Source organism: Paenibacillus ottowii, from assembly GCF_050516475.1.
In the GTDB taxonomy this organism is placed as follows: Bacteria; Bacillota; Bacilli; order Paenibacillales; family Paenibacillaceae; genus Paenibacillus; species Paenibacillus ottowii.
Genome location: NZ_CP191577.1, coordinates 3,385,042 through 3,406,195 on the forward strand (window position 1 = coordinate 3,385,042; position 21,154 = coordinate 3,406,195).

At 44.6% G+C, this 21,154-nt stretch carries 22 protein-coding genes and 1 tRNA gene; 3 read left to right on the top strand and 20 right to left on the bottom strand.

The window, feature by feature from the left end; all coding sequences use genetic code 11:
* Nucleotides 1-35: 35 nt before the first annotated feature.
* From ACQQ6X_RS15780 to rpsF, 10 genes are all read right to left on the bottom strand, one after another.
* On the bottom strand, nucleotides 36-1,097 hold the full coding sequence (locus tag ACQQ6X_RS15780; RefSeq protein ID WP_305166108.1) for an LCP family protein: 1,062 nt from the start codon (nucleotides 1,095-1,097) through the stop codon (nucleotides 36-38).
* A 234-nt stretch (nucleotides 1,098-1,331) separates the two neighbouring features.
* Nucleotides 1,332-2,273 (bottom strand): D-alanyl-D-alanine carboxypeptidase family protein, encoded by a 942-nt coding sequence (locus ACQQ6X_RS15785; RefSeq protein ID WP_149034874.1) that lies wholly within the window; start codon nucleotides 2,271-2,273, stop codon nucleotides 1,332-1,334.
* A gap of 159 nt (nucleotides 2,274-2,432) precedes the next feature.
* Complete coding sequence (locus ACQQ6X_RS15790) at nucleotides 2,433-3,398, bottom strand: ABC transporter ATP-binding protein (RefSeq protein WP_305166109.1); 966 nt, start codon at nucleotides 3,396-3,398, stop codon at nucleotides 2,433-2,435.
* A complete protein-coding gene (locus ACQQ6X_RS15795) occupies nucleotides 3,395-4,378 on the bottom strand; it encodes an ABC transporter ATP-binding protein (protein ID WP_040102459.1) in 984 nt (327 codons plus the stop codon). Before ACQQ6X_RS15795 ends, ACQQ6X_RS15790 begins: the two co-directional genes overlap by 4 nt.
* Before the next feature lie 13 nt (nucleotides 4,379-4,391).
* Nucleotides 4,392-5,315: an oligopeptide ABC transporter permease gene (opp4C, locus tag ACQQ6X_RS15800; RefSeq protein WP_305166110.1), complete on the bottom strand. Its 924-nt coding sequence runs from the start codon at nucleotides 5,313-5,315 to the stop codon at nucleotides 4,392-4,394.
* 11 nt (nucleotides 5,316-5,326) lie between these two features.
* Nucleotides 5,327-6,289 carry an ABC transporter permease gene (locus tag ACQQ6X_RS15805; protein WP_064797504.1) on the bottom strand — a complete coding sequence of 321 codons (963 nt, stop codon included), beginning with the start codon at nucleotides 6,287-6,289 and terminating at the stop codon, nucleotides 5,327-5,329.
* A 68-nt stretch (nucleotides 6,290-6,357) separates the two neighbouring features.
* The gene (locus ACQQ6X_RS15810; protein ID WP_305166111.1) at nucleotides 6,358-8,097 is read right to left on the bottom strand and encodes an ABC transporter substrate-binding protein; all 1,740 of its coding nucleotides are present in this window, start codon (nucleotides 8,095-8,097) and stop codon (nucleotides 6,358-6,360) included.
* A gap of 527 nt (nucleotides 8,098-8,624) precedes the next feature.
* Complete coding sequence (gene rpsR, locus ACQQ6X_RS15815) at nucleotides 8,625-8,897, bottom strand: 30S ribosomal protein S18 (protein WP_007433228.1); 273 nt, start codon at nucleotides 8,895-8,897, stop codon at nucleotides 8,625-8,627.
* Nucleotides 8,898-8,918: 21 nt separating this feature from the next.
* Nucleotides 8,919-9,410 (bottom strand): single-stranded DNA-binding protein, encoded by a 492-nt coding sequence (gene ssb / locus ACQQ6X_RS15820; protein ID WP_305166112.1) that lies wholly within the window; start codon nucleotides 9,408-9,410, stop codon nucleotides 8,919-8,921.
* Nucleotides 9,411-9,459: 49 nt separating this feature from the next.
* On the bottom strand, nucleotides 9,460-9,744 hold the full coding sequence (rpsF, locus tag ACQQ6X_RS15825) for a 30S ribosomal protein S6 (protein WP_063211685.1): 285 nt from the start codon (nucleotides 9,742-9,744) through the stop codon (nucleotides 9,460-9,462).
* A 318-nt stretch (nucleotides 9,745-10,062) separates the two neighbouring features.
* On the opposite strand from rpsF, the gene ACQQ6X_RS15830 reads away from it, so the two are divergent.
* Both ACQQ6X_RS15830 and ACQQ6X_RS15835 read left to right on the top strand, forming a co-directional pair.
* On the top strand, nucleotides 10,063-10,257 hold the full coding sequence (locus tag ACQQ6X_RS15830; RefSeq protein ID WP_305166113.1) for a YjzC family protein: 195 nt from the start codon (nucleotides 10,063-10,065) through the stop codon (nucleotides 10,255-10,257).
* Nucleotides 10,258-10,623: 366 nt separating this feature from the next.
* Entirely contained in the window at nucleotides 10,624-10,941 is a 318-nt protein-coding gene (locus tag ACQQ6X_RS15835; RefSeq protein WP_029518959.1) for a hypothetical protein, read from the top strand.
* A gap of 222 nt (nucleotides 10,942-11,163) precedes the next feature.
* Here ACQQ6X_RS15835 and ACQQ6X_RS15840 read toward each other — a convergent pair.
* The 3 genes from ACQQ6X_RS15840 to ACQQ6X_RS15850 all read right to left on the bottom strand — a co-directional run bounded on the left by ACQQ6X_RS15840 (nucleotide 11,164) and on the right by ACQQ6X_RS15850 (nucleotide 12,495).
* A tRNA-Ser gene (locus tag ACQQ6X_RS15840) sits at nucleotides 11,164-11,254 on the bottom strand.
* Between the two features lie 76 nt (nucleotides 11,255-11,330).
* The gene (locus ACQQ6X_RS15845) at nucleotides 11,331-11,555 is read right to left on the bottom strand and encodes a DUF951 domain-containing protein (RefSeq protein WP_064797501.1); all 225 of its coding nucleotides are present in this window, start codon (nucleotides 11,553-11,555) and stop codon (nucleotides 11,331-11,333) included.
* Entirely contained in the window at nucleotides 11,545-12,495 is a 951-nt protein-coding gene (locus ACQQ6X_RS15850; RefSeq protein WP_305166114.1) for a mechanosensitive ion channel family protein, read from the bottom strand. The genes ACQQ6X_RS15845 and ACQQ6X_RS15850 overlap by 11 nt, the downstream gene beginning before the upstream one ends.
* A 252-nt stretch (nucleotides 12,496-12,747) precedes the next feature.
* Between ACQQ6X_RS15850 and yyaC the strand changes: the two genes are divergently transcribed.
* Complete coding sequence (yyaC, locus tag ACQQ6X_RS15855; protein ID WP_305166115.1) at nucleotides 12,748-13,353, top strand: spore protease YyaC; 606 nt, start codon at nucleotides 12,748-12,750, stop codon at nucleotides 13,351-13,353.
* Here the strand turns inward: yyaC and ACQQ6X_RS15860 are convergent.
* From ACQQ6X_RS15860 to mnmE, 7 genes are all read right to left on the bottom strand, one after another.
* Nucleotides 13,307-13,828 carry a DUF4446 family protein gene (locus ACQQ6X_RS15860; protein ID WP_064797499.1) on the bottom strand — a complete coding sequence of 174 codons (522 nt, stop codon included), beginning with the start codon at nucleotides 13,826-13,828 and terminating at the stop codon, nucleotides 13,307-13,309. The genes yyaC and ACQQ6X_RS15860 overlap by 47 nt on opposite strands.
* A gap of 204 nt (nucleotides 13,829-14,032) precedes the next feature.
* Nucleotides 14,033-14,875 (bottom strand): ParB/RepB/Spo0J family partition protein, encoded by an 843-nt coding sequence (locus ACQQ6X_RS15865; protein ID WP_305166116.1) that lies wholly within the window; start codon nucleotides 14,873-14,875, stop codon nucleotides 14,033-14,035.
* Nucleotides 14,868-15,629: a ParA family protein gene (locus tag ACQQ6X_RS15870; RefSeq protein ID WP_023991152.1), complete on the bottom strand. Its 762-nt coding sequence runs from the start codon at nucleotides 15,627-15,629 to the stop codon at nucleotides 14,868-14,870. Before ACQQ6X_RS15870 ends, ACQQ6X_RS15865 begins: the two co-directional genes overlap by 8 nt.
* A 184-nt stretch (nucleotides 15,630-15,813) precedes the next feature.
* A complete protein-coding gene (gene noc / locus ACQQ6X_RS15875) occupies nucleotides 15,814-16,632 on the bottom strand; it encodes a nucleoid occlusion protein (protein ID WP_013373916.1) in 819 nt (272 codons plus the stop codon).
* Nucleotides 16,633-17,017: 385 nt separating this feature from the next.
* Nucleotides 17,018-17,740: a 16S rRNA (guanine(527)-N(7))-methyltransferase RsmG gene (gene rsmG, locus ACQQ6X_RS15880; protein ID WP_305166117.1), complete on the bottom strand. Its 723-nt coding sequence runs from the start codon at nucleotides 17,738-17,740 to the stop codon at nucleotides 17,018-17,020.
* Entirely contained in the window at nucleotides 17,740-19,629 is a 1,890-nt protein-coding gene (mnmG, locus tag ACQQ6X_RS15885) for a tRNA uridine-5-carboxymethylaminomethyl(34) synthesis enzyme MnmG (RefSeq protein ID WP_149034904.1), read from the bottom strand. The genes rsmG and mnmG overlap by 1 nt, the downstream gene beginning before the upstream one ends.
* A gap of 105 nt (nucleotides 19,630-19,734) precedes the next feature.
* On the bottom strand, nucleotides 19,735-21,111 hold the full coding sequence (gene mnmE / locus ACQQ6X_RS15890) for a tRNA uridine-5-carboxymethylaminomethyl(34) synthesis GTPase MnmE (protein WP_305166118.1): 1,377 nt from the start codon (nucleotides 21,109-21,111) through the stop codon (nucleotides 19,735-19,737).
* Nucleotides 21,112-21,154 lie beyond the last annotated feature (43 nt).

Genomic DNA, 21,154 nt, shown 5'->3' on the forward strand with positions numbered 1-21,154 from the left:
TCCCCCTCAAAATCAAATATATACCCATTGATTATTCACTGAATGTCCTGCTTGTCGGGTAACCTCAGCGTCTGCGGGGTTGTATCAGAGTCCAGCCAGTTTGCAATCATAAGTCTGGCATATTCAAGTTCCTGTTCATTAGCCCGGTCATAGTACAGGCCCTTCTTCTTGAACCCTTCCCCCGTAATCGTAAAACTTGAAATTTGTGGATTCCCTTGTGAAATAGCTTGCTTGCCAAGCCCAGTAATAAAGGCAGGTTCCATATCCGTTGTAAAATTGGCCCCCATAATATCGAGCAGCTCTGGAATCTTGGTGATTCCGTCGATATTCAGCAGCCTATCCGCCATAGCGTTCAAAAAAAATTGCTGACGTTTTGTACGGTTGAAGTCGCTATCTTCCCGATACCTAACATAATACATGGCTTCTTCACCATTATAAAGCGGCTTGCCCGGCTCAATACGGAACTTGATATGCAGCGGGTTTTTATTTTCGATGGGCTGATCGATAGGAAGTACGACTCCGCCCACTGCATTCACGGCATCCTGAATACCCTGGAAATTGACCGTAGCATAATAATCGACCTTATGCTGCATCAGCTTCTCTACGGTAGCCATGGACATTTCTTCTCCTCCGAACGCATAAGCATGCCCCAACTTATCAAAATCATCCTCGCCATCTCGATTGGAATCATGTCCGGCAATCTGTACATACGTATCCCTTGGAATGGACACCAAAAGTACACGCGATTCTGCCGGCCGTACAGCAGCATATATCACCGTATCGGACCGACCACGTGCCTTTTCATTTGGCCTTTGATCCGTTCCCAGTAACAACACTGAAAAAGGCTCCTTCTGGTAAGCCACGGTCTCTTGTGGCTGTTGTTCCATGGATTGACGAGGCTGGTAGGATTTTTCCAGCTTGCTTTCCAGCGTCGGTGAAACAAACCAGTCGAAAGCCACGAGCGTCAGCTGTTTGCGGAATAGATAGCCCCCCATTGCAACCAAAAACAAAACAATACATGAAATATATAGAGCGGTAAACCTTTTTTTCTTTTGGGGCTTTCCACGGGTCCTTCTCTTATGTCTTCTCTCCATCATAGCTTCCTTCCTTCTTTCCTCCACAAATCCCATCTCTTCATTAAACCGGAATGGTCCCTCATGAAGCGGAAACTTCCTCTCAAAGCATAAAAGGTCTGCTACCTTGTTGTCAAAAGTGCCATGGCGTCGTCAGTTCCCCAAATTCATAACAAAAAAGGCCTCGCCCTTACGGTCAAAGCCTTCATTAATATATATAAGTATTCTATGTAGCTTTCTTTCAAAGTTATTTTTAGTTTAATGTGAAGCCAGTTTCACCAAATTTTGCAATCGCATCGGGAAAGAGGTAGACAGAGAAAAACCATAATCGAATAGCTTCCGCGTCTGTGCAAAACGCTCTTCCTTGCTCGGTGCACCCAGCACTACAGCAACTAATCGTTTACCATGCTGCTCAGCTGTACCAGTGAAACAGTACCCAGCATCGCTTGTATACCCTGCTTTCAATCCATCCGTTCCCGCATAAGAGTAGGGTCCAGCCAAGGAAGGCAGCATCCAGTTCGTATTACTGATGTAAATTCCCTTATCCTTCAATTCCATCTGCGTACGGCTGGACGTTCTGAGAATCTCAGGATGTGACGTAATCAAGTAAGAAGCCAGCTTTGCAGTGTCGCTTGCCGTCATTTTCGTTTCTCCACGAATATCCTTGGGATGGTTCGGTCCCAGCTCACTCTGACCTGCCCCAGAGGCATTACTAAAGCGACTATCAGGTGATAATCCAATTTGAGCAGCTTTTTCATTCATACGCTTCACAAAAGCAGATTCACTCCCTGATGAACGCTCTGCCAGCGCCACAGCGGCGTCATTCGCCGAATACACAACCATACTTTGGAACAGTTCAGATACAGTCATTCTTTCGCCATACCGGAGGGACAGATTAACGCCACCCACCGTACTGGCATAACGACTAATTCGTACCTCATCATTCCAGCCTAACCGTCCGGCCCGGATATCTTCCAGTACCAATAGCTCGGTCATAAGCTTGGACATATTTGCGGAGGGCATGGGCTTATCGCCATTCACATCCATCAGTAACTCTCCGGTGTGCATGTCCATTAGCACTGCAGCCTCTGCATCGACATTCGGCTTTCCATTCAACAAGCGAGGCCCAAGTGTAATAAAAATCAATATGATAAGTACCGGGACGACAATAGCCCAACGTAACCAATGTTTTTTCATCATCGTAATAACCTCCATATCTTATTAGACGATGAAAAATCCATTTTGTCTGCAACTTTTCGAAAAAAAGATACAATTTTTTTACCTTTTTTTATTTCACGACAAAATATCCGCCAAACCCTGTACCGGATGACGGATATTTTGCTTCTTAAGTATGCTGTATTAGGCAAAATGACAGGCTACAAAATGCTGATCGCCCGCATCCCGATATAACGGAGCCTCTGTTTTACAGCGCGCTTCCGCCATAGGACAGCGTGTATGAAACTTGCAGCCTGATGGCGGATTAGCTGGAGATGGGATGTCCCCTTTTAACACAATCCGCTGTCTTTTGATTGTCGGATCTGGAATGGGCACTGCGGATAGCAATGCCTTGGTGTATGGGTGAAGCGGATTGCTGAACAGCTCTTCCTTGGAGGCCAACTCTACCATTGAGCCTAGATACATCACACCAATCCGGCTACACAGATGCTCGACTACACTCAGATCATGCGAGATGAACAGATATGTTAGTTGGCGTTCCTGCTGCAAATCGCTTAACAGGTTAATGATCTGAGCCTGAATCGACACATCCAGCGCAGATACCGGCTCATCAGCTACAATAAAATCAGGATTCAAAATCAAAGCCCGCGCAATCCCGATCCGCTGCCGCTGACCGCCAGAGAACTCATGCGGATAACGATCATAATGATACGAGGACAGCCCGCAAATGTTCAGCGTCTCGTTGACCTTCTGCCGCAGCTCACTACGTTCAATCAATCCGTGGTCCAGCAAGGCCTCTCCGATCGCTTCACCCACCTTAATTCTCGGGTTTAGTGAGCTAAAGGGGTCCTGAAAGACGATTTGCAGCTTCGGACGAAGCGCACGAATCTGCTCCTTGTTTAAAGCATGCAAATCTTCGCCCTTGTATCGTACCGATCCCTCTGTCTTATCCATCAATCTGAGAATCGTGCGTCCAATCGTACTTTTACCGCAGCCCGATTCTCCTACCAGACCAAAGGACTCACCTTTATGAATATGAAAGGATACATCATCAACTGCCTTTACATGTCCAACCGTACGCTGAAAAACCCCGCCTGTGATTGGGAAATACTTTTTCAGCCCTTCCACTTGAATCAAAGGCTCACTCATATCCGTTGCCCTCCTTCTTTCTCATATAGCCAGCAGGCAACCTTATGACCATTCTCCTTTTCATTCAAGGGAGGAGCCTGATCCTTGCATATTTGCATACAATGTGCGCACCGGTCATGAAAATGGCAATTTTCACCCAGCTCAATGGGGTTGGGCACCTGTCCTGGAATGGAATACAGCCGATCCATTTTCTGATTAATAACAGGCTTAGCTTTTAATAGCCCCTGAGTATACGGATGCTGCGGATTTTTGAACAGCTCAATGACAGGTGCCTCTTCAATGACGTTCCCCGCATACATAACGACCACATAATCCGCCATTTCTGCCACGACACCGAGATCGTGTGTAATCAGCATAATGGACGTTTTAAGCTTATCCTTTAAATCCCGCATCAAATCGAGAATCTGTGCCTGAATTGTCACATCCAGAGCCGTTGTCGGTTCATCCGCAATCAACAGCTTCGGATTACAACTTAAGGCAATAGCAATCATAATCCGTTGGCGCATACCGCCACTCAGCTCATGAGGATAGGAATGGAATATTTCCTCCGATCGCGAAATGCCCACCAAATTAATCAGTTCAATTGCCCGGGCGCGTGCTTCTTTTTTACTCATTAATGTATGCATCAGCAATGGCTCCGTAATCTGTTCCCCGATCGTAAGCACTGGATTCAATGAGGACATCGGCTCCTGGAAAATAATTGAAATGTCATTGCCGCGAATTTGCTGCATTTGACCTTTATTAAGTTTCAAGAGGTCTTTGCCCTCAAACCAGATTTGTCCGTCTGAGGTGTGGGGAGAATCAATCAACCGCATCATCGTCATCGCAGTTACACTCTTACCACAACCAGATTCTCCTACCACACAGAGCGTTTCACCCTCACGAATTTTAAAACTGACGTCATTGACCGCTTTGACAGTTCCGTTAGAGGTATGAAAGTGGGTTTTCAGGTTACGAAATTCAATCAAAGCATTTTCCATAAACGTTCGTCTCCTACTTCTTCATTTTAGGGTCCAGCGCGTCACGCAAACCGTCGCCAATCAGATTGATCGCTACAACGGTAATCAGAATACACATTCCCGGTGGTACCCATATCCAGGGCCGTTTGCGGAAGTCAATCAGGTTATTCGCAGCTGATATCATATTCCCCCACGAAGGTGTGGGCGGTACAACGCCAATCCCCAAGTAACTGAGCGCAGACTCTGTAATAATCGCACCAGCCACTCCAAGCGTAGCCGTTACAATAATAGTAGGAATCGTGTTTGGCAGCAGATGTCGGAATATTTTGCGGCGGTCTCTCAAGCCCAGCGCTTCTGTCGCCTGCATGAACTCCTGTTCACGCAGCGTAAGAATCTGCCCCCTGACCAAACGGGACAAGCTCGTCCAACTCAGGACTCCGATAATTAGCATTAGAAAATAGATACGGTTCGATGGATCAACTTTCAAATCCGACAGAACAGCACCTAAAATAATAAGCAACGGCAATGTAGGCAGCGCCATAAAAATATCGGCGATCCGCATAATGACCGTATCCACGCCTTTTCGATAAAACCCTGCCAGTGCACCCAATGTCGCCCCGATCATGACCGAAATAAAGGTAGCGACCAGCCCGACTGTCAAAGAAATACGACCAGCCAGCATCGTACGCAGTAAAATATCTCTACCAAACTTATCCGTACCAAGCCAGTACTTCGCATTAGGGGATAAGTTTTTGTCAGATAGCTTGTAATCATCTAAATGATAAGGTGAAATCACAGGTCCAAATGCACAAATGATGACCATCAGAATTAATATAACGAGACCTGCTAAAGCAAGACGATTTTGGCTAAAACGGCGAACGGCGATTCTCCATGGAGACGCTTCAGGACGGATCGCCGCCTTTTGATTCGTTTCAATCGTGACTGTTTCCGCGGACAATAGTATCCCTCCTATTTTAAGCGAATTCTTGGATCGGCCATGCCATACAATACATCAGAAAGTAAATTACCGAGGAGCGTAAGAATGGCCAGAAAAATCGTGAAGCCCAGCATAAACGGATAATCCCGCATACTAATAGACTCCAGATAAACCTGCCCCACACCCGGCCATACAAATACCTTTTCCAGAATCATTGCCCCACCAAATAAGGCTGGAAGCTCAAATCCGAGCAGTGTGATTGCTGGAATCAGAGCGTTGCGCAGTGCATGCTTGAAAATAACCGTCCGCTCCTTCAAGCCCTTGGCGCGTGCGGTACGGATATAATCCTGACGGATGACCTCCAACATGCCTGTACGGAAATAACGAGTCAGGCTTCCTGTACTCAGCATCGTAAGTACGAGAGTCGGCAAGAACATATGTTTGAGCACATCGACCATGTAAGCCCACGAGCCTGCTTCCTCCCCTGCTGTGGTCATGCCACCGACGGGAAGAATTCCCCATTCAAGAGCAAATATTTTGATGACCAATAGACCAATAAAAAATGAAGGCAGCGACATACATAAGAAAATAAATAACGTAACAAACTTATCGAATAAGGAATATTGGAACTTAGCTGAAAATACCCCTGCAACGATGGCAATGAGCCAGCTAAAAATAAGACTAAAGAAAGCGATAATAAAAGAGTTCCATACATAATTGCTGATGACCTTCGTTACCGGCTGCTTATGCTGTAATGAATCCCCCATATTTCCCTTTAACATATTACCGGCCCATATAAAATAACGCTGGTATTCCGGCTTATCCAGCCCGTAGATATGTCGTAGCTGCTGCGCCTTCTCGGCGGTCATATTCGGGTTCTGCTTGGCTGTAATATAATCACCCGGCACCATGGCTGAAATCGCAAAAACGATAATGGATATGCCAATAAGTGTGGGGATGAGTTGCAGCAGTCTTCGAATAATGTACTGCTTCATATTCATTCCTCCAGACGAATAAAGTGATATGCCCAGCTCGTGAGAGCTGAGCATACGATTGGCAACCCTTATTGAGCGATTTGAGCGTTATGCAGAGTGAACTCAAAATCTTTGTATGGCGTGATTTCTAAGCCAGATATACGTCCATTAACTGGCCACATATCTCTGCGTTGGTATAAAAAGATCGTCGGCAAATCTTTGTTCAGCTCTTGATAGAGCTGTTTGTAAATCAGTTTGCGTTTCTCTTGATCCAGTTCATGCTTACCAGCAAGCGTTAACTCATCGACCTTTTTATTGGAGTAGCCGATATCATTTTGTGCACCATTCGTAATAAAAGTCGTTGTATCAGGGTCTGGAGTTAAGCCCCAAGCTGCAAAGAACATATCAAATTTGCCTGTATTCTTTTTATCCATGATGGCATTGAAGTCTAAAGTTTCAGAACTCAGCTTGATGCCTAGCTCCTTATAGTTATTGGACATGATCGGTAGCAAGGCCTCTACTACTGGATTATCGGCAGTCGCAGAGAAGTTAATGGTCAGCTTTTCTCCATCTTTTTCACGAATTCCGTCAGCACCAACCTTCCAGCCTGCTTCATCCAACAAGGCCTTCGCCTTCGCTGTATCAAATTCATATTTGTTGATGCCTTCATCTGTATAAGACCACGATTCTGTAGATTGTGGAATGTTAATAACATTCGCATATGGACCATACACACCCTGTACAATCTCCTTGCGGTTTAAGCCAATAGTTAAAGCCTGACGTACTTTAGGGTCCTGAAATTTCTTTTCCTTGTGATTAAACGCAATATATCCATAGCCGTTCGTTGGCATAATATTCACGTTCAAGAAGCCCAAAGCCTTTAATTCCTCTACATTGTCTTCCGTAACTGTGATGTTATCCATATCCGTCTCGCCTGTTTGCAACATAGACAGGTTCGTTTCTTCTGTTGTTGTTTTAAAAATAACTGATTTCACTTTTGGTGCGCCCTTGAAGTAGTTTGGATTTGCTTCAAGAACGACTTGCTGGCCTGGAGAGAAGCTCTTCAGCACATACTGCCCGGAGCCGATTGGTTTATTATTAAGCGCCTTGATACTGTCCAGGCTACCTTTTTTGTATCCTTTTCCGTAATAAGCTTCTGGCATGAAGTATAGCTCACCCAGATAGTCCTTCGTATAAGCAGTTGCTTCTGTAACGGTTACCTCTACTGTGTTATCATCAATGACCTTGATCCCCGAGATATCATTCGCTTTGCCATCGTGATATTCCTTACCACCTTTAATCTTAAAAGATAATATATCGCTTTCTCCGTCATAATTCGGATCATGCAATACTTTGAGAACAAAAGCATAATCTTTTACGGTTACTGGGGTGCCGTCACTATACTTCACACCTGGTTTCAGATGGAATGTGTACTTCAAACCATCCGGCGATACGTCAACCTTCTCAGCCAAACTATTTTCATATGTACCATCTGCCTTCACCTGTAAAAAGGAATCAAATACTGATCTGACCACATATAAATCATAAGTTGTTTGCCAGAAAAATGGGTTAAATACCCCTTTAGGTGACGTCATACCTACTACAATGTTATCTTTCCGATTTGTTGCTCCTGGAGGATTTTGCGACATATCCGTCGCTTTAATAACCCCCTCTGTAACTGGTGCGCTGCCTTCATTTCCCTCTGTTTTATTATCCGCGTTGCCTTGCTGCGGCTGTGCCTCATTAGCACCTCCACTACATCCTGCAAACAGAACACCAACGATCGTAAGCACCATAAGCAAAGAAAACCATTTCTTCGTTTGCACCATCCTGTTACTCCCCCTTAGTCGGTCTTTATTTAACAGCCTGTCTCATTCCTGCGGTAATTCGTTAAAGCTTGAGGTTTGAAAATGAAGTGGACACATCCTCCTTACTGTTTCGAATGATAGCGTAAACACATGTTTTAGACCCTTGGTCAAATTTTGTGCACCGACAACCATTGCATTTTTATTAAGATTTATCTTAAGTGTAAAATAATATCACGTCAATATCTTTTTTTGTGTAATGTAAAAATGCAAAATATCTATATATGTAAACTTTATGAATTTTTCTTGTAGGAAATGACATAAAACTGGATTTCATGTGATATAAAATAACATTCCTGCATGCAGAAATGTTTACTCTGGCGAGTCGGGGAGCTAGGAATTTCTATGCCACTAAATGGTGAAGTATACTTAATGGGTATACATGGATTGTATTATTAGTAAGTTACAATAGATGGTACTTGTTGTCAATATATAATATCATAAAAAAAGATGCCCCCAGGATTGGGAGCATCTTTTCTTTCCACTCACTACTATTCAGTAGTATAAGGAAGCAATGCGATTTGACGGGAACGTTTAATAGCGATTGTCAACATACGTTGATATTTCGCGCTTGTTCCAGTCACACGACGAGGAAGAATTTTTCCACGTTCGCTGATGAATTTTTTAAGCAGGTCTGTATCTTTATAGTCAATGTGAGTAATTTTGTTCACAGTGAAGAAACATACTTTACGACGTTTGTTGCGACCACCACGACGAGCTGGTCTTTTGTTATCGTCTCCGCCTTCTCTTTGTCTGAAGCCCATTCTTTGTCAGTCCTTTCCCAATTAAAATGGTAGATCATCATCCGAAATATCGATCGGTTTTCCGTCATCGGAAAAAGGATCCTGATTGTTTCGCGAGTTATTATTCCCGTGTCCACTATTGCTGTTACCGCCTCCGAAAGGAGACTCCTCACGCATACCTCCACCGCTATTGCCGCCACCGTTGCCGCTATCGCGGTTAGATTCCAAGAAACGTACATTATCAGCAACAATTTCAGTCACGTATACACGTTTACCTTCATTGTTCTCATAATTACGGACCTGTACACGGCCTTCAACAGCCGTCAAACGACCTTTGCGAAGATAGTTAGCGCATGTTTCAGCAAGCTGACGCCAGGTTACGATCGGCAAGAAATCCGCTTCCCGTTCGCCGCCTTGACTTGTAAACGGACGGTCTACAGCCAGGGTGAACTGGGTTACTGCTACACCAGACGGTGTATAGCGCAGCTCCGGATCTTTGGTCAAACGACCGATCAGAATGACACGGTTCAACAATCCAATCCCCTCCTTTGAGCGTTGTTCATTACATAATCACGTACAATAATTAAGCTACGTCGTTCGTAATGAGATAACGAATTACTTCGTCAGAAATTTTCATGATACGCTCAAGCTCAGCAACAACAGCAGGTTCTGCTGTGAAGTTTACCAGAACGAAAGAACCATCACGGAATTTCTTGATCTCATACGCAAGACGGCGTTTAGTTACATCGTGATTCGTAATTTCGCCACCGCCGTTAGAGATGATACCTTGGAATTTGTCGACTGTTGCTTGAACAGCTTCTTGTTCAATGTCAGGACGAATAATGTACATCACTTCATATTTGCGCATTCTTTACACCTCCTTATGGACATAAGGCCCTCAATCTCAGTTGAGAGCAAGGAACGAGCCTAAACTCGCACTAAAACAGTTTACCAAATTGAGCAACTGAATGCAACCTGCAATTTCGAACACAAAGCTAAAAACTGTTTCACACACTTGATACCATTGTTTTTAAACATTTTTACATTACACCCAAAATTTACCGCATATAAAGGAAATCATTTTTGATTAACTACTATCTGCGTGCCTGTTTTCGCATCTTTCTGCTGAAGACAGCGCACAATAACCGTTGCAGTCCAAATTCATGATCTAAGGAGGCACAAACGTATGGGTGAAAAGACTGAGTTTGTACCCGGGGATAAGGTCCCAAACGATGGCGTATATATGGAGGTTGGAGAAAAAAGCTTTCATACTGAAATCCAAAACCCGCAGCAAATAACGCTGGAAAGAGGCGATTCTTTTCCGGAAACCACCAATCATAATCGCAAGTGGAAGAAAAAAACGAAAGCTCGCGTCCACTAATGTATATTTCCTCGGAATTCTGGCCATATTATGATTAGGCGATACAACAGAGAGGTGTGGTTCCGTTGGACAACGTAGCCGGACAAACTGTTAGGAGATCCATTCCGGGCATTAGAAGCGTTAGGTTTGTGTAGAAGGACACTGTCTTTTCAACACGGTATTGCTGGTCAGTACACCGAGTTTCAGATGTGATTGGACAGATCGTATCCTGTTAAAAAAGTATCGCCTACGATGGAGGACCTTTGTGGTCCTCCTTTGTTGCATTATCGGACTTTTTGCATATACTGGTAAAATGCAGATTAATTCAGCTCCTTCTGCTAGAATATATCCAAGTACAAAAGACCTACTATTTATGGAGGTTTAAACATGAGCTATTCTCGAATTTTGAAGTGGATATCAGGTATATTCGAATTGGTGCTTGCTGTACCGATTGTGGGAGGAGCTATTGTCATGGGGACTGGCTACTCAGCTCTGGGGTTTATGCTTATCCTGCATGCAGTAACACTGATCCTGTCGTTACGCAATCAGGAAGCGATCTACGGTTCAGTCTGGGGAGTACTTACCTCCTTGCTAGCCTGGATCCCTTTTGTTGGCTGGGCTCTCCATTTGATTGCAGCCATCCTTTTGATGATCTCTGGCTCAAAGAAAACAAAACGCTATCATTATCCACCTAACCAGCTATAACAAATAAAGAATGCTCCTGACGGTGAATGATTTCTTGCTGTCAGGAGCATTCTTTTGCTCTAACGACTTTTCCATCCCTCAATAGGCACATCATTAGGCTCATCATCATTTAAATTCAATATCGCCCAATTCATTCTTCGGAGTGTTATGATTGTTTATTTCCATAAACCAAAAAATCCCCTACATCAGAAGATGTAAGAGATCGATTATTTTATGAGTTAGTGGCGGAAAGAGTGGGATTCGAACCCACGCACGCCTTGCGACGCCTAACTGATTTCGAGTCAGCCCCCTTGGACCTCTTGGGTACCTTTCCGCAGCAAGGATAATTATATCATCATCGCTATCATGACGCAAGCTCATTCTTGTCCATCATGACTCACCTTCTCCGCTCAAAGGGTTTCCGAATTTCGCTCGTCAGCACCAGACTTTGAGCGTAGCACCTTCTTCATGTTCTTTTCGAACTTGGCACGCGGAATCAGCACACTATGCTGGCATCCGACACATTTGATTCGAATATCCATCCCCATCCGGATAATTTCCATCTCGTTCGTTCCACATGGATGAGGCTTCTTCATCTGCACAATATCCCCTAGTTCAAACGACTTACGCTCCACCCTTCTCTCCCCCTTTTCTTCCTTGCTCTTCGTCCTTTTCAAAGGTGATCGCCGTCTCCAGTGCGGCCTGACGATGTTCCTCGTTCTCCAGAGCCTTCTTGATATTATTCTGAATATCACGCTCTACGATAGCCCCGGTATTCGGCATACACTCCGCCACAACACGTACGATATACTCTGATGTAGTCATGGACTGAACGCCTAACACATCCGGCATATTAAGTATCTGTGCATTGGATTCCTCAATGCCTTGGATCGCCTGTTTGACCAAGCTGACAGCTTCCTCCAGACTACGTTCCACCTTCATCGGCACATCTACCACCGCCAACGCATTGGACATGGAGAAGTTCGTTACCGTTGTTATGGAGCCGTTCGGTAAAATATACACCTCGCCTTTCCAGCTCACCAGCCTGGTTGTACGCAGCCCAATCATTTCTACCGTCCCCTTGAAAGTTCCCGTCTGAATGACGTCTCCTACGGCAAATTGATCCTCAAATATAATAAAAAACCCGGTGATTACATCTTTAACCAAGCTCTGTGCCCCAAAACCTACAGCTAATCCAAGCACTCCAGCTCCAGCAATCAGAGGGCCCAAATTTATACCCATTTGCGATAACACCAGCATAATCAAAATAAAATTAAATACAATATTTGTTACATTTTTTAGCAGTTCCCCCACAGTCGTTAACCGTCTGGTATTCAATCGGAATCTGCCGTTATCTCCCTTTTGCTCCATCGACTTATCTATAATTTTATTAATAACTCGAATAAAGATACGTGTAATGATGAAAATAATTACGATTTTCAAAATCACAAACAAAAAAGCCGACCACATCGCACTATCCGTAAGCCATTTCCATACAGCATCCTTCCAATGAATCGCACCTTGTACTACGTCATCCGTGTCTAATTTATCGGTCAACCAATGTATAAAGGTCATGCTGTACTCCTCCTTAAACCAGGGAACTACTCTTTTTTGTTTCCCACATTCTATTTCCTATCTATATAAGCTTATCTCCCGACTTTAAACATACGGCTATGAACAATCTACCTTTCCCGAGTATAAAAGCACAAGTTTATCCATATACTAGCTACTATCTTGAGAATAATTGTTACCCGCAGGCCAAGTGTATTCCTAAGGTAGGCGAGCACAACCTGCACACTCTCCATTACAGAACGAAAGGAAGATTCCATGACTCATCCATCTGACTTCATTCCAGGGCAAGAACCCCTAAGCTTAAAAATATCACACACTGACCCCGGGATCCAATCAGCCATCATCCATCGTTTGTTGTTCCATCTGCATCAAGCACGGAGTCTGCAAAATATCGTCATCATTTGCATCGGCACCGATCGTTCTACTGGAGATTGCCTTGGTCCACTCGTCGGTACCCAATTGTCACGCTACAAAAGCCCTCTGTTCAACCTGTATGGAACATTAGATGAGCCTGTACATGCTATGAACCTGCAAACGACGCTGAACGGCATCTATAACCGGTACGAACAGCCCTATATCATTGGTATAGACGCATGTCTTGGACAAACTTCAAGTGTTGGATGCATTCAGGTTGCAGAGGGTCCCCTCAAGCCTGGAGCAGGTGTAAATAAAGAATTACCGCCGGTCGGCGATATCCATTTGACTGGTATCGTTAACGTCGGCGGCTTCATGGAATACTTTGTGTTGCAAAATACGAGGCTAAATTTGGTCATGAAATTATCAGATATCATAGCTAGTAGCTTATACTCGGCAATCAGGGAGTGGCATTACCGTTCTGTCCTGCTTGCTGCGCAAGAGTAATAGCTTCTTTCTCTTCAGGTGATAAGGAATAAGAGGATTGTCCCGCTTCCAGAGGCTTGGCATACACATAAGAGCCATCCCGGTTATAAATGCCGGTCAATACTATTCCGTCCTGATTATCGTCTACAATAGCCAGAGAGAAGCTTAAATCGCTCCCTCTTTCACCAAAGGCATTATAGCGTTTGATGCCTATATGTCCCTTCAGGCCAGTCAGTTTGCTGCGTAGTGATTTCATACTTGCACGGTGAGCTTCCTGCTCATCTTCAATCGTATCCATTTGAACCTTTAAATCAATCAGCAGCGTTTCCAAATTCTCGACTCCGCTGCCCGCCATCATGGTATCATACTTTCGCCGCATCTTCTTCAGCTTTGAGCCCTGTACAATAATAACGATTAACAGGATGAGTAAAATAAGCACGATCCCTGCAACAATTCCAGCAAGCTGCTCCATGATTAGTCCATTCAATTCAGCCATATGTTTGTTTCTACCCCTCTACCTCAAAAATCATGTTACTGCTTTGCTTACCTTTTATTTTAAACGTTTGAGAACAGCGAGACAAATAACACAAGGCTATTAGTTTATCCATCAAAACCATTCTAATTCCTGCAATTCCAGACAGAGCAAAGACATATCTCACTTTCTATTTTACCCAAGGAGACATGCCCATATTTTTACAGACTACTGTAATAGCTCCAATAATCTTTCCAAATCCTGCTGGCTGTAATAATTCAATTCGATTTTGCCTTTATCTTTATTGTGCTTGATCTTCACCGTTGTTTTAAACCGCTCACGCAAGGACTCTTCCATATGGTCAATATAGGGGTCCTTTTTTCGCACCTTCGTTTTAGCTTTTGCTTCTCCAGGCTTATGATCCAATTGCTGTACGGCTTCCTCAAGTTCGCGAACACTCCACTGTTGCTCAATGCATTGCATGGCCAGCTGTTTCACCATGTCCGGGTCTTTGAGTCCAACAATTGCTCTAGCGTGTCCCATAGACAATGTTCCACGTGAAACATGCTCTTTAACTTCCTCAGGCAATGCAAGCAAGCGAAGGAAATTGGCAATATGCGAACGGGATTTTCCCACCTTCATGGACAACTCTTCCTGAGTTAATGAAAATTGATCCATTAACCCCTGATAAGCTACAGCCACTTCCATTGCATTTAAGTTTTCACGCTGCAAATTCTCAATCAGGGCAATCTCCATTACCTGCTGATCTGTAAAATTGCGAACAACCACAGGTATGGTCGGATTCCCGCAAAATTGAGATGCCCGAAACCGCCTTTCCCCGGCTATAATCTCATATCCTCTTAAGACACTACGCGCAATAATAGGTTGGATCACACCGTGCTGACGAATAGATTCCGCTAGTTCCTTAATGGACTCCTCATCAAACGTTTTTCGAGGTTGATATGGGTTCGCCCGCAACTGGCTGAGCGGAATGTCAACAACCTTATCCTCTTCACTGACTGTAAGGGAGGGAATAAGTGCATCCAATCCCTTTCCCAACCGTTTACTCATAAGATACCACTTCCTTTGCCAACTCAATATATACCTCTGCCCCACGGGATCGGGGATCATACGTAATAATGGACTGGCCATGTGATGGTGCTTCGCTGAGTCTCACGTTGCGTGGAATAATCGTCTGATAAACTTTGCTTTGAAAGTACTTTTTCACTTCTTCAATGACCTGAATACCCAAGTTCGTGCGGGCGTCAAACATAGTTAGCAACACACCTTCAATTTGCAATGAGGTGTTTAGATGTTTTTGTACCAATCGCACGGTATTCAACAACTGACTTAATCCTTCCAGTGCGTAATATTCACATTGAATTGGAATAATAACCGAATCGGAAGCCGTCAAGGAATTGAGCGTCAAAATACCCAGCGATGGAGGGCAATCTATTAATATATAATCGTAGTTATGCTTAACGAGTTGAAGCGATCTTTTTAATCTCAATTCGCGAGATATAGTTGGTACCAGCTCGATTTCAGCACCTGCTAATTGAATGGTTGCCGGGATAATATCCAATCCCTCGACCTGTGTACTGACAATCGCTTCGCTAGGATCAACCTCATTAATGAGTACATCATAAATGCAATTTGCCACATCCGCCTTATTGATACCGACACCACTGGTTGTATTACCTTGCGGGTCGATATCCACGAGCAATACCCTTTTGCCGAGGGAAGCAAGTCCGGCGCCCAAATTCACGGAGGTAGTCGTTTTGCCTACCCCGCCCTTTTGATTGGCCACGGCTATTATTTTTGACACTTCATTCACCTCATAATTTAATCGGAATCCTGCTACGTTCCATGATTGCAAAAGCTCTATGAAGACGTTACTAGTCCTTAACTTAGGGATTAGGGCAATTCAAATAGAATACGAGTATGCTGCGGTTTTATGTTGGCGTTAGACAGAAAAAGCGGCAATTGCTGCCGCCTGTACGCTTCATCCCTTACTTACGTTTGGGGATTTGAATGACAATCTCATAGTGATCCTCATGATCAGATTCCTTTGTTTTGATATCCAACCCTGAGCCAGACACCATATCAATGGATTGACGAATCGTATTCAGCGCAAGCCGGACATCCTTGGTAAAGGAAATCCGCTTTGATTTCTTAATCGTGGATACTTGTTTATAAAAGGCAACTCGTGCCTCTGTCTGCTTTACATTAAGTTCCTTAGCAATCACTTCATCTAAAACCTTGTACTGTAGTTCTTCGGTCTCTAACGACAATAATGCACGAGCATGACGTTCAGACACCTTTCGTTCCATTAGAGCCTCTTTCACTCTCTCCGGCAAATGAAGCAGCCGTATTTTATTAGCAATAGTGGATTGGCTTTTGCCAAGTCGCTGAGCGAGACTTTCCTGAGTAAGTTGATGCAGGTCAATCAGTTTTTGATAAGCTACAGCCTCTTCAATCGCTGTTAGTCCCTCCCGCTGGAGGTTCTCAATCAACGCGATGGATGCAGCTTGTGAATCATTAAACTCACGAACAATGGCTGGAATCGTCTCCATACCCAGCTTGGTGACAGCCCTCCAACGACGTTCCCCTGCTATAATTTCATATTGTCCATTACGGAAACGAACGACAATCGGTTGAATTACACCATGCGTCTTAATAGTCTGGCATAGCTCATCAATCTTCTCGTCGTCAAATATGGTACGGGGCTGATAAGGACTGCTGACAATATCCCGAACCGGAATTTGTTTTATTTCGTCCCCATTTGATCGCTCCGTCAAACCAAATAGCTTGGAAAATTGTTCTTTCATTCCGTATAATACCACCTAATTTCATAATAGCACCATACAAACAGCGCCTCGTGAAAAACAGTTCCTTACGGGGGATTGTAGACACTTCTATATAAAATAGCGCCATAAGCGGGTACACTCCACGTACTCCCCTGACATTTGTTGTCCCACTTCCCTATATGTATATCTGAAATCATGGGTACGGGAAGCAGCCAACTTACACTAAAACGATTATCTCTATTCTATCACTTTTCCAGTCATAATCCTATCTTCTCTATGAGCTTTTCAGAACGATAAAAGAATAAATTATGTGGAGGGTATTCGGCAAGTATCTTCTTAAGCAAAGAGACCATAAACCATAAAAAAGTGAATGTTTCACGTGAAACATTCACTTTCTTTCAAACATTTACACTAGCGGTGCCTTCAAAGGAGTACCTGGCTTACGCGGGTATTTCCTTGGTGTAGCTGCTCTTTTTTCAATAATAATCATATGTCTGGCTGCATCCTCAACAGGTAGCTGGAAGGCCTGAACATGCTTGATTTTCCCCTTCAGCTCTTTCAAGCTGTAGGATGCTTCCCTGATTTCTTCCGTTGGATCGCTACCCTTCATCGCTGCAAAGTGGCCCCCCTCACGGACAAAAGGCAGGCAAAACTCATTCAATACCGCGAGACGTGCAACGGCTCGGGCTGTGACCAGATCATAGCTATCGCGATATCCTGCTTTACGTCCCAATTCCTCTGCCCTGCTGTGAATCAGTTCGACATTTTCCAGTCCTAACTGCTCTACAACATGTGCTAGGAATTGGATGCGTTTGTTCAACGAGTCTACAATGGTCAATTGAATATGTGGAAAGCATATTTTCAAGGGGATACCAGGAAAACCTGCACCTGACCCAATGTCAGCCAGGCTCCCCACATCATTTAACGGAACATAAAAGGCAAGTGAAAGAGAATCGTAAAAATGCTTGGTGTACACTGCGTCTCGCTCAGTAATACCCGTCAGATTCATTTTTTCATTCCATTCAACCAGCACACGGTAATACGTTTCAAACTGCTCCAATTGACTATCATTAATCACAACACTATGCTCTGCGAGCCGCTGCTTGAACTGCTGTTGTATCGCGTCCATTATGATCCCCTCGCTGCCGTCACACGGTTATAGTGCTCCAGATAAACGAGCAAAATGGAAATGTCCGCAGGAGTTACACCGGAGATACGAGATGCCTGACCAATAGACATCGGACGGATCTTTTCAAGCTTCTGCTTGGCTTCAATGGCCAAGCCTTGAACTTCATTGTATGCAATATCCTCAGGTAGCTTCTTCTTCTCCATCTTTTGCAGACGTTCTACATGCATCAGTTGCTTTTCAATATAGCCCGCATACTTAATTTGGATTTCCACCTGTTCTTGCTCTTCCTCAGTAAGGGCTACAGGTGAAGGTGAAATTTGTGCCACTTGTGCATAGCTGATCTCAGGTCGACGCAGCACTGTTAACAGATTACTGCCGTCCTGTATCGGTGCAGATCCACCTTGCTCCAGCATCTCATTTACATCAACCGGACGAACCTTAGCTAAACGCAAACGCTCAATCTCTTGCTCTACCTTCTGTTTTTTATCCAAAAAGCGTTCGTATCGTTCATCTGTAATCAGACCAATTTCATGTCCAATCGGAGTCAATCGCAGATCCGCGTTATCATGCCGCAACAATAGACGGTATTCTGCACGGGATGTCAGCAAGCGATATGGCTCATTTGTCCCCTTCGTCACCAGATCGTCGATCAGAACCCCAATATAACCCTGGGAACGATCCAGTACGACGGGTTCTTTTCCCTGCACCTTGCGAGCTGCATTAATACCCGCCATAATTCCTTGACCCGCAGCTTCTTCATAACCAGATGTCCCGTTAATCTGACCCGCTGTGAACAAGCCAGGTACTTTTTTCGTTTCCAAAGTAGGCCACAACTGAGTAGGAACCATGGCGTCATATTCAATAGCGTAACCATTACGCATCATTTCTACCTTTTCCATCCCTGGAATGGTGCGTAGTACTGCTAATTGCACATCCTCTGGCAGGCTTGTCGACAAGCCTTGAACATAGTATTCGGATGTGTTTTTACCCTCAGGCTCCAAAAAGATTTGATGCTTCGGCTTATCACTGAAACGCACCACCTTATCTTCAATAGAAGGACAATAACGTGGTCCCGTTCCTTCGATCAGACCAGAGAACATCGGTGCACGATGTAAATTATCATTAATGATCTGATGTGTTTCCACTGACGTATACGTCAACCAGCAAGGCAGCTGTTCATTATCCGAGGACTTCGTTTCATAGGAGAAGAACTTCGGCTGATCGTCACCTGGCTGTATTTCTGTTTTGCTAAAATCAATCGTATCCTTATGCACACGTGGTGGCGTTCCTGTTTTAAACCGAACCAGGTCAAAACCTAGCTCTCTCAAATGTTCAGAAAGTCTCAACGAAGGCTGCTGATTATTCGGACCACTCTCATACATCAGCTCACCCATGATGATTTTCCCACGCAGATAGGTGCCGGTAGTCAAGACAACTGCTTTACTGCGATACTCTGTGCCTGTCTTCGTAATCACACCCACGCATTGACCGTCTTCTATAATCAGCTCTTCAACCATACCTTGACGTAAGGTCAGATTCGGTTCCTTTTCCATCGTTTCCTTCATCGCATGCTGATAAGAGAACTTGTCAGCTTGTGCACGCAAGGCATGCACGGCAGGACCTTTACCCGTATTTAACATTCTCATTTGGATAAATGTCTTGTCGATATTCCGACCCATTTCGCCGCCCAATGCATCAATTTCCCGTACTACATGGCCCTTTGCAGGACCGCCAATAGACGGGTTGCAGGGCATGAATGCAATCATATCCAGGTTAATTGTGATCATCAATGTACGACAGCCCATCCGCGCTGCTGCCAAGGCAGATTCCACGCCCGCATGGCCCGCACCGACGACAATCACATCATAGTCGCCTCCATGATATCCCATACCTCTCTTACCTCCTTATACATTCGAGTCTTCACCCCGAATTGCTCTTGTGTAATCTATAACGATAGCAGGGCTTTAACCAGCCATGCTTGAATATTCTACTTGCTACTTGCCCAGACAGAACTGTGAAAATATTTGATCTATTAAGGCATCATGCGCAGTATCGCCTACAATTTCGCCCAAATGCTCCCATGCTAGCCTTACATCAATCTGGATCATATCAATCGGAACAAATTGATCAGCCGCTTCATAAGCATCTACCAGCGATTGGCGCGCTTTCTTTAGCAGAGCAATATGCCGGACATTGCTGACATACGTCATATCCGCTGATTCCAGCTTGCCGCTAAAGAATAAATTGGATATAGCCTGCTCCAACCGATCTGCACCCTCATTTTCCTTCACAGACATCGGCACAATAAGCTCTTCAGGAACATAGCGCAGCAACAAATCCCGGTCTATTTGGGCCGGTAAGTCCATTTTATTCATAATGACAATCGCTTGTCTACCGCGGATTTGTTCCATTAATGCCATTTCATCCTCGTGCAGTGGTTCGTTAGCATTAATGACGATGAGCAGTAGATCTGCTTCACTCACTGCCGTCCTTGAGCGCTCTACCCCGATTCTTTCCACGACATCCATCGTTTCGCGAATTCCGGCTGTGTCCAGCAACTTAAGCGGAATATTATTAATCGTCACATACTCCTCAATAACGTCACGGGTCGTCCCCGGAATATCGGTCACAATCGCCCGTTCGCCCTGAGCCAATGTATTTAACAGTGACGATTTGCCTACATTCGGCCTTCCGACAATCGCTGTAGTCAGCCCTTCACGCAAAATTTTCCCCTGCTCCGCTGTATGCAGCAGCCGATCAATTTCCGCCATGACCTGACTACTTTTATTCTTGATTAACTCAGACGTAAAGGATTCAACATCATGCTCAGGGTAATCAATATTTACTTCAATGTGTGCAAGTGTCTCCACCAAAATCTGACGCAAACGACGAATATTCTGGGACAGCTGCCCATCGACCTGTTTCAGAGCCATTGAAAAAGCCTTATCCGATTTGGAACGAATTAAGTCAATAACGCCCTCCGCCTGACTCAGGTCAATACGCCCATTCAAAAAAGCGCGTTTTGTAAATTCACCTGGCTCGGCCAGACGGATTTTTTGCTGCAGTAACAAATCCATCACCCGTTTAACGGCTACCACCCCGCCATGAGTGCTGATCTCTACCACATCTTCTGTTGTAAAAGAGCGTGGTGCCCGCATCACTGTAACTAAAACTTCCTCCACCTTCTCTTGGCTTTGAGGATCTATAATATGTCCATAGTGTACCGTGTGCGTTAGAGCCTTACTTAAGGGCGTTTTGCTACGGAACAAAGCCTCCACTTCCGTGACTGCTTCTGGACCGCTGACCCGCACAACGGCGATGCCGCCCTCGCCGACAGCCGTTGCAATGGCAGCTATGGTATCGCTCAGCATTTCGTTTCAACCTCCTATCAAGTACAAACGGCATTGCCGTCCT

What these genes read in the sequence shown, in the direction of transcription:
- noc (WP_013373916.1), bottom strand. Translation starts at nt 16,632, where the DNA reads ATGAAAGAACAATTTTCCAAGCTATTTGGTTTGACGGAGCGATCAAAT.
- ACQQ6X_RS15850 (WP_305166114.1), bottom strand. Translation starts at nt 12,495, where the DNA reads ATGACCTTTATACATTGGTTGACCGATAAATTAGACACGGATGACGTA.
- ACQQ6X_RS15790 (WP_305166109.1), bottom strand. Translation starts at nt 3,398, where the DNA reads ATGAGTGAGCCTTTGATTCAAGTGGAAGGGCTGAAAAAGTATTTCCCA.
- ACQQ6X_RS15805 (WP_064797504.1), bottom strand. Translation starts at nt 6,289, where the DNA reads ATGAAGCAGTACATTATTCGAAGACTGCTGCAACTCATCCCCACACTT.
- rpsR (WP_007433228.1), bottom strand. Translation starts at nt 8,897, where the DNA reads ATGGGCTTCAGACAAAGAGAAGGCGGAGACGATAACAAAAGACCAGCT.
- mnmG (WP_149034904.1), bottom strand. Translation starts at nt 19,629, where the DNA reads ATGGGATATCATGGAGGCGACTATGATGTGATTGTCGTCGGTGCGGGC.
- rpsF (WP_063211685.1), bottom strand. Translation starts at nt 9,744, where the DNA reads ATGCGCAAATATGAAGTGATGTACATTATTCGTCCTGACATTGAACAA.
- rsmG (WP_305166117.1), bottom strand. Translation starts at nt 17,740, where the DNA reads ATGGACGCGATACAACAGCAGTTCAAGCAGCGGCTCGCAGAGCATAGT.
- ACQQ6X_RS15865 (WP_305166116.1), bottom strand. Translation starts at nt 14,875, where the DNA reads ATGAGTAAACGGTTGGGAAAGGGATTGGATGCACTTATTCCCTCCCTT.
- ACQQ6X_RS15860 (WP_064797499.1), bottom strand. Translation starts at nt 13,828, where the DNA reads ATGGCTGAATTGAATGGACTAATCATGGAGCAGCTTGCTGGAATTGTT.
- ACQQ6X_RS15780 (WP_305166108.1), bottom strand. Translation starts at nt 1,097, where the DNA reads ATGATGGAGAGAAGACATAAGAGAAGGACCCGTGGAAAGCCCCAAAAG.
- ACQQ6X_RS15830 (WP_305166113.1), top strand. Translation starts at nt 10,063, where the DNA reads ATGGGTGAAAAGACTGAGTTTGTACCCGGGGATAAGGTCCCAAACGAT.
- ACQQ6X_RS15785 (WP_149034874.1), bottom strand. Translation starts at nt 2,273, where the DNA reads ATGATGAAAAAACATTGGTTACGTTGGGCTATTGTCGTCCCGGTACTT.
- mnmE (WP_305166118.1), bottom strand. Translation starts at nt 21,111, where the DNA reads ATGCTGAGCGATACCATAGCTGCCATTGCAACGGCTGTCGGCGAGGGC.
- ACQQ6X_RS15810 (WP_305166111.1), bottom strand. Translation starts at nt 8,097, where the DNA reads ATGGTGCAAACGAAGAAATGGTTTTCTTTGCTTATGGTGCTTACGATC.
- ACQQ6X_RS15795 (WP_040102459.1), bottom strand. Translation starts at nt 4,378, where the DNA reads ATGGAAAATGCTTTGATTGAATTTCGTAACCTGAAAACCCACTTTCAT.
- ACQQ6X_RS15835 (WP_029518959.1), top strand. Translation starts at nt 10,624, where the DNA reads ATGAGCTATTCTCGAATTTTGAAGTGGATATCAGGTATATTCGAATTG.
- yyaC (WP_305166115.1), top strand. Translation starts at nt 12,748, where the DNA reads ATGACTCATCCATCTGACTTCATTCCAGGGCAAGAACCCCTAAGCTTA.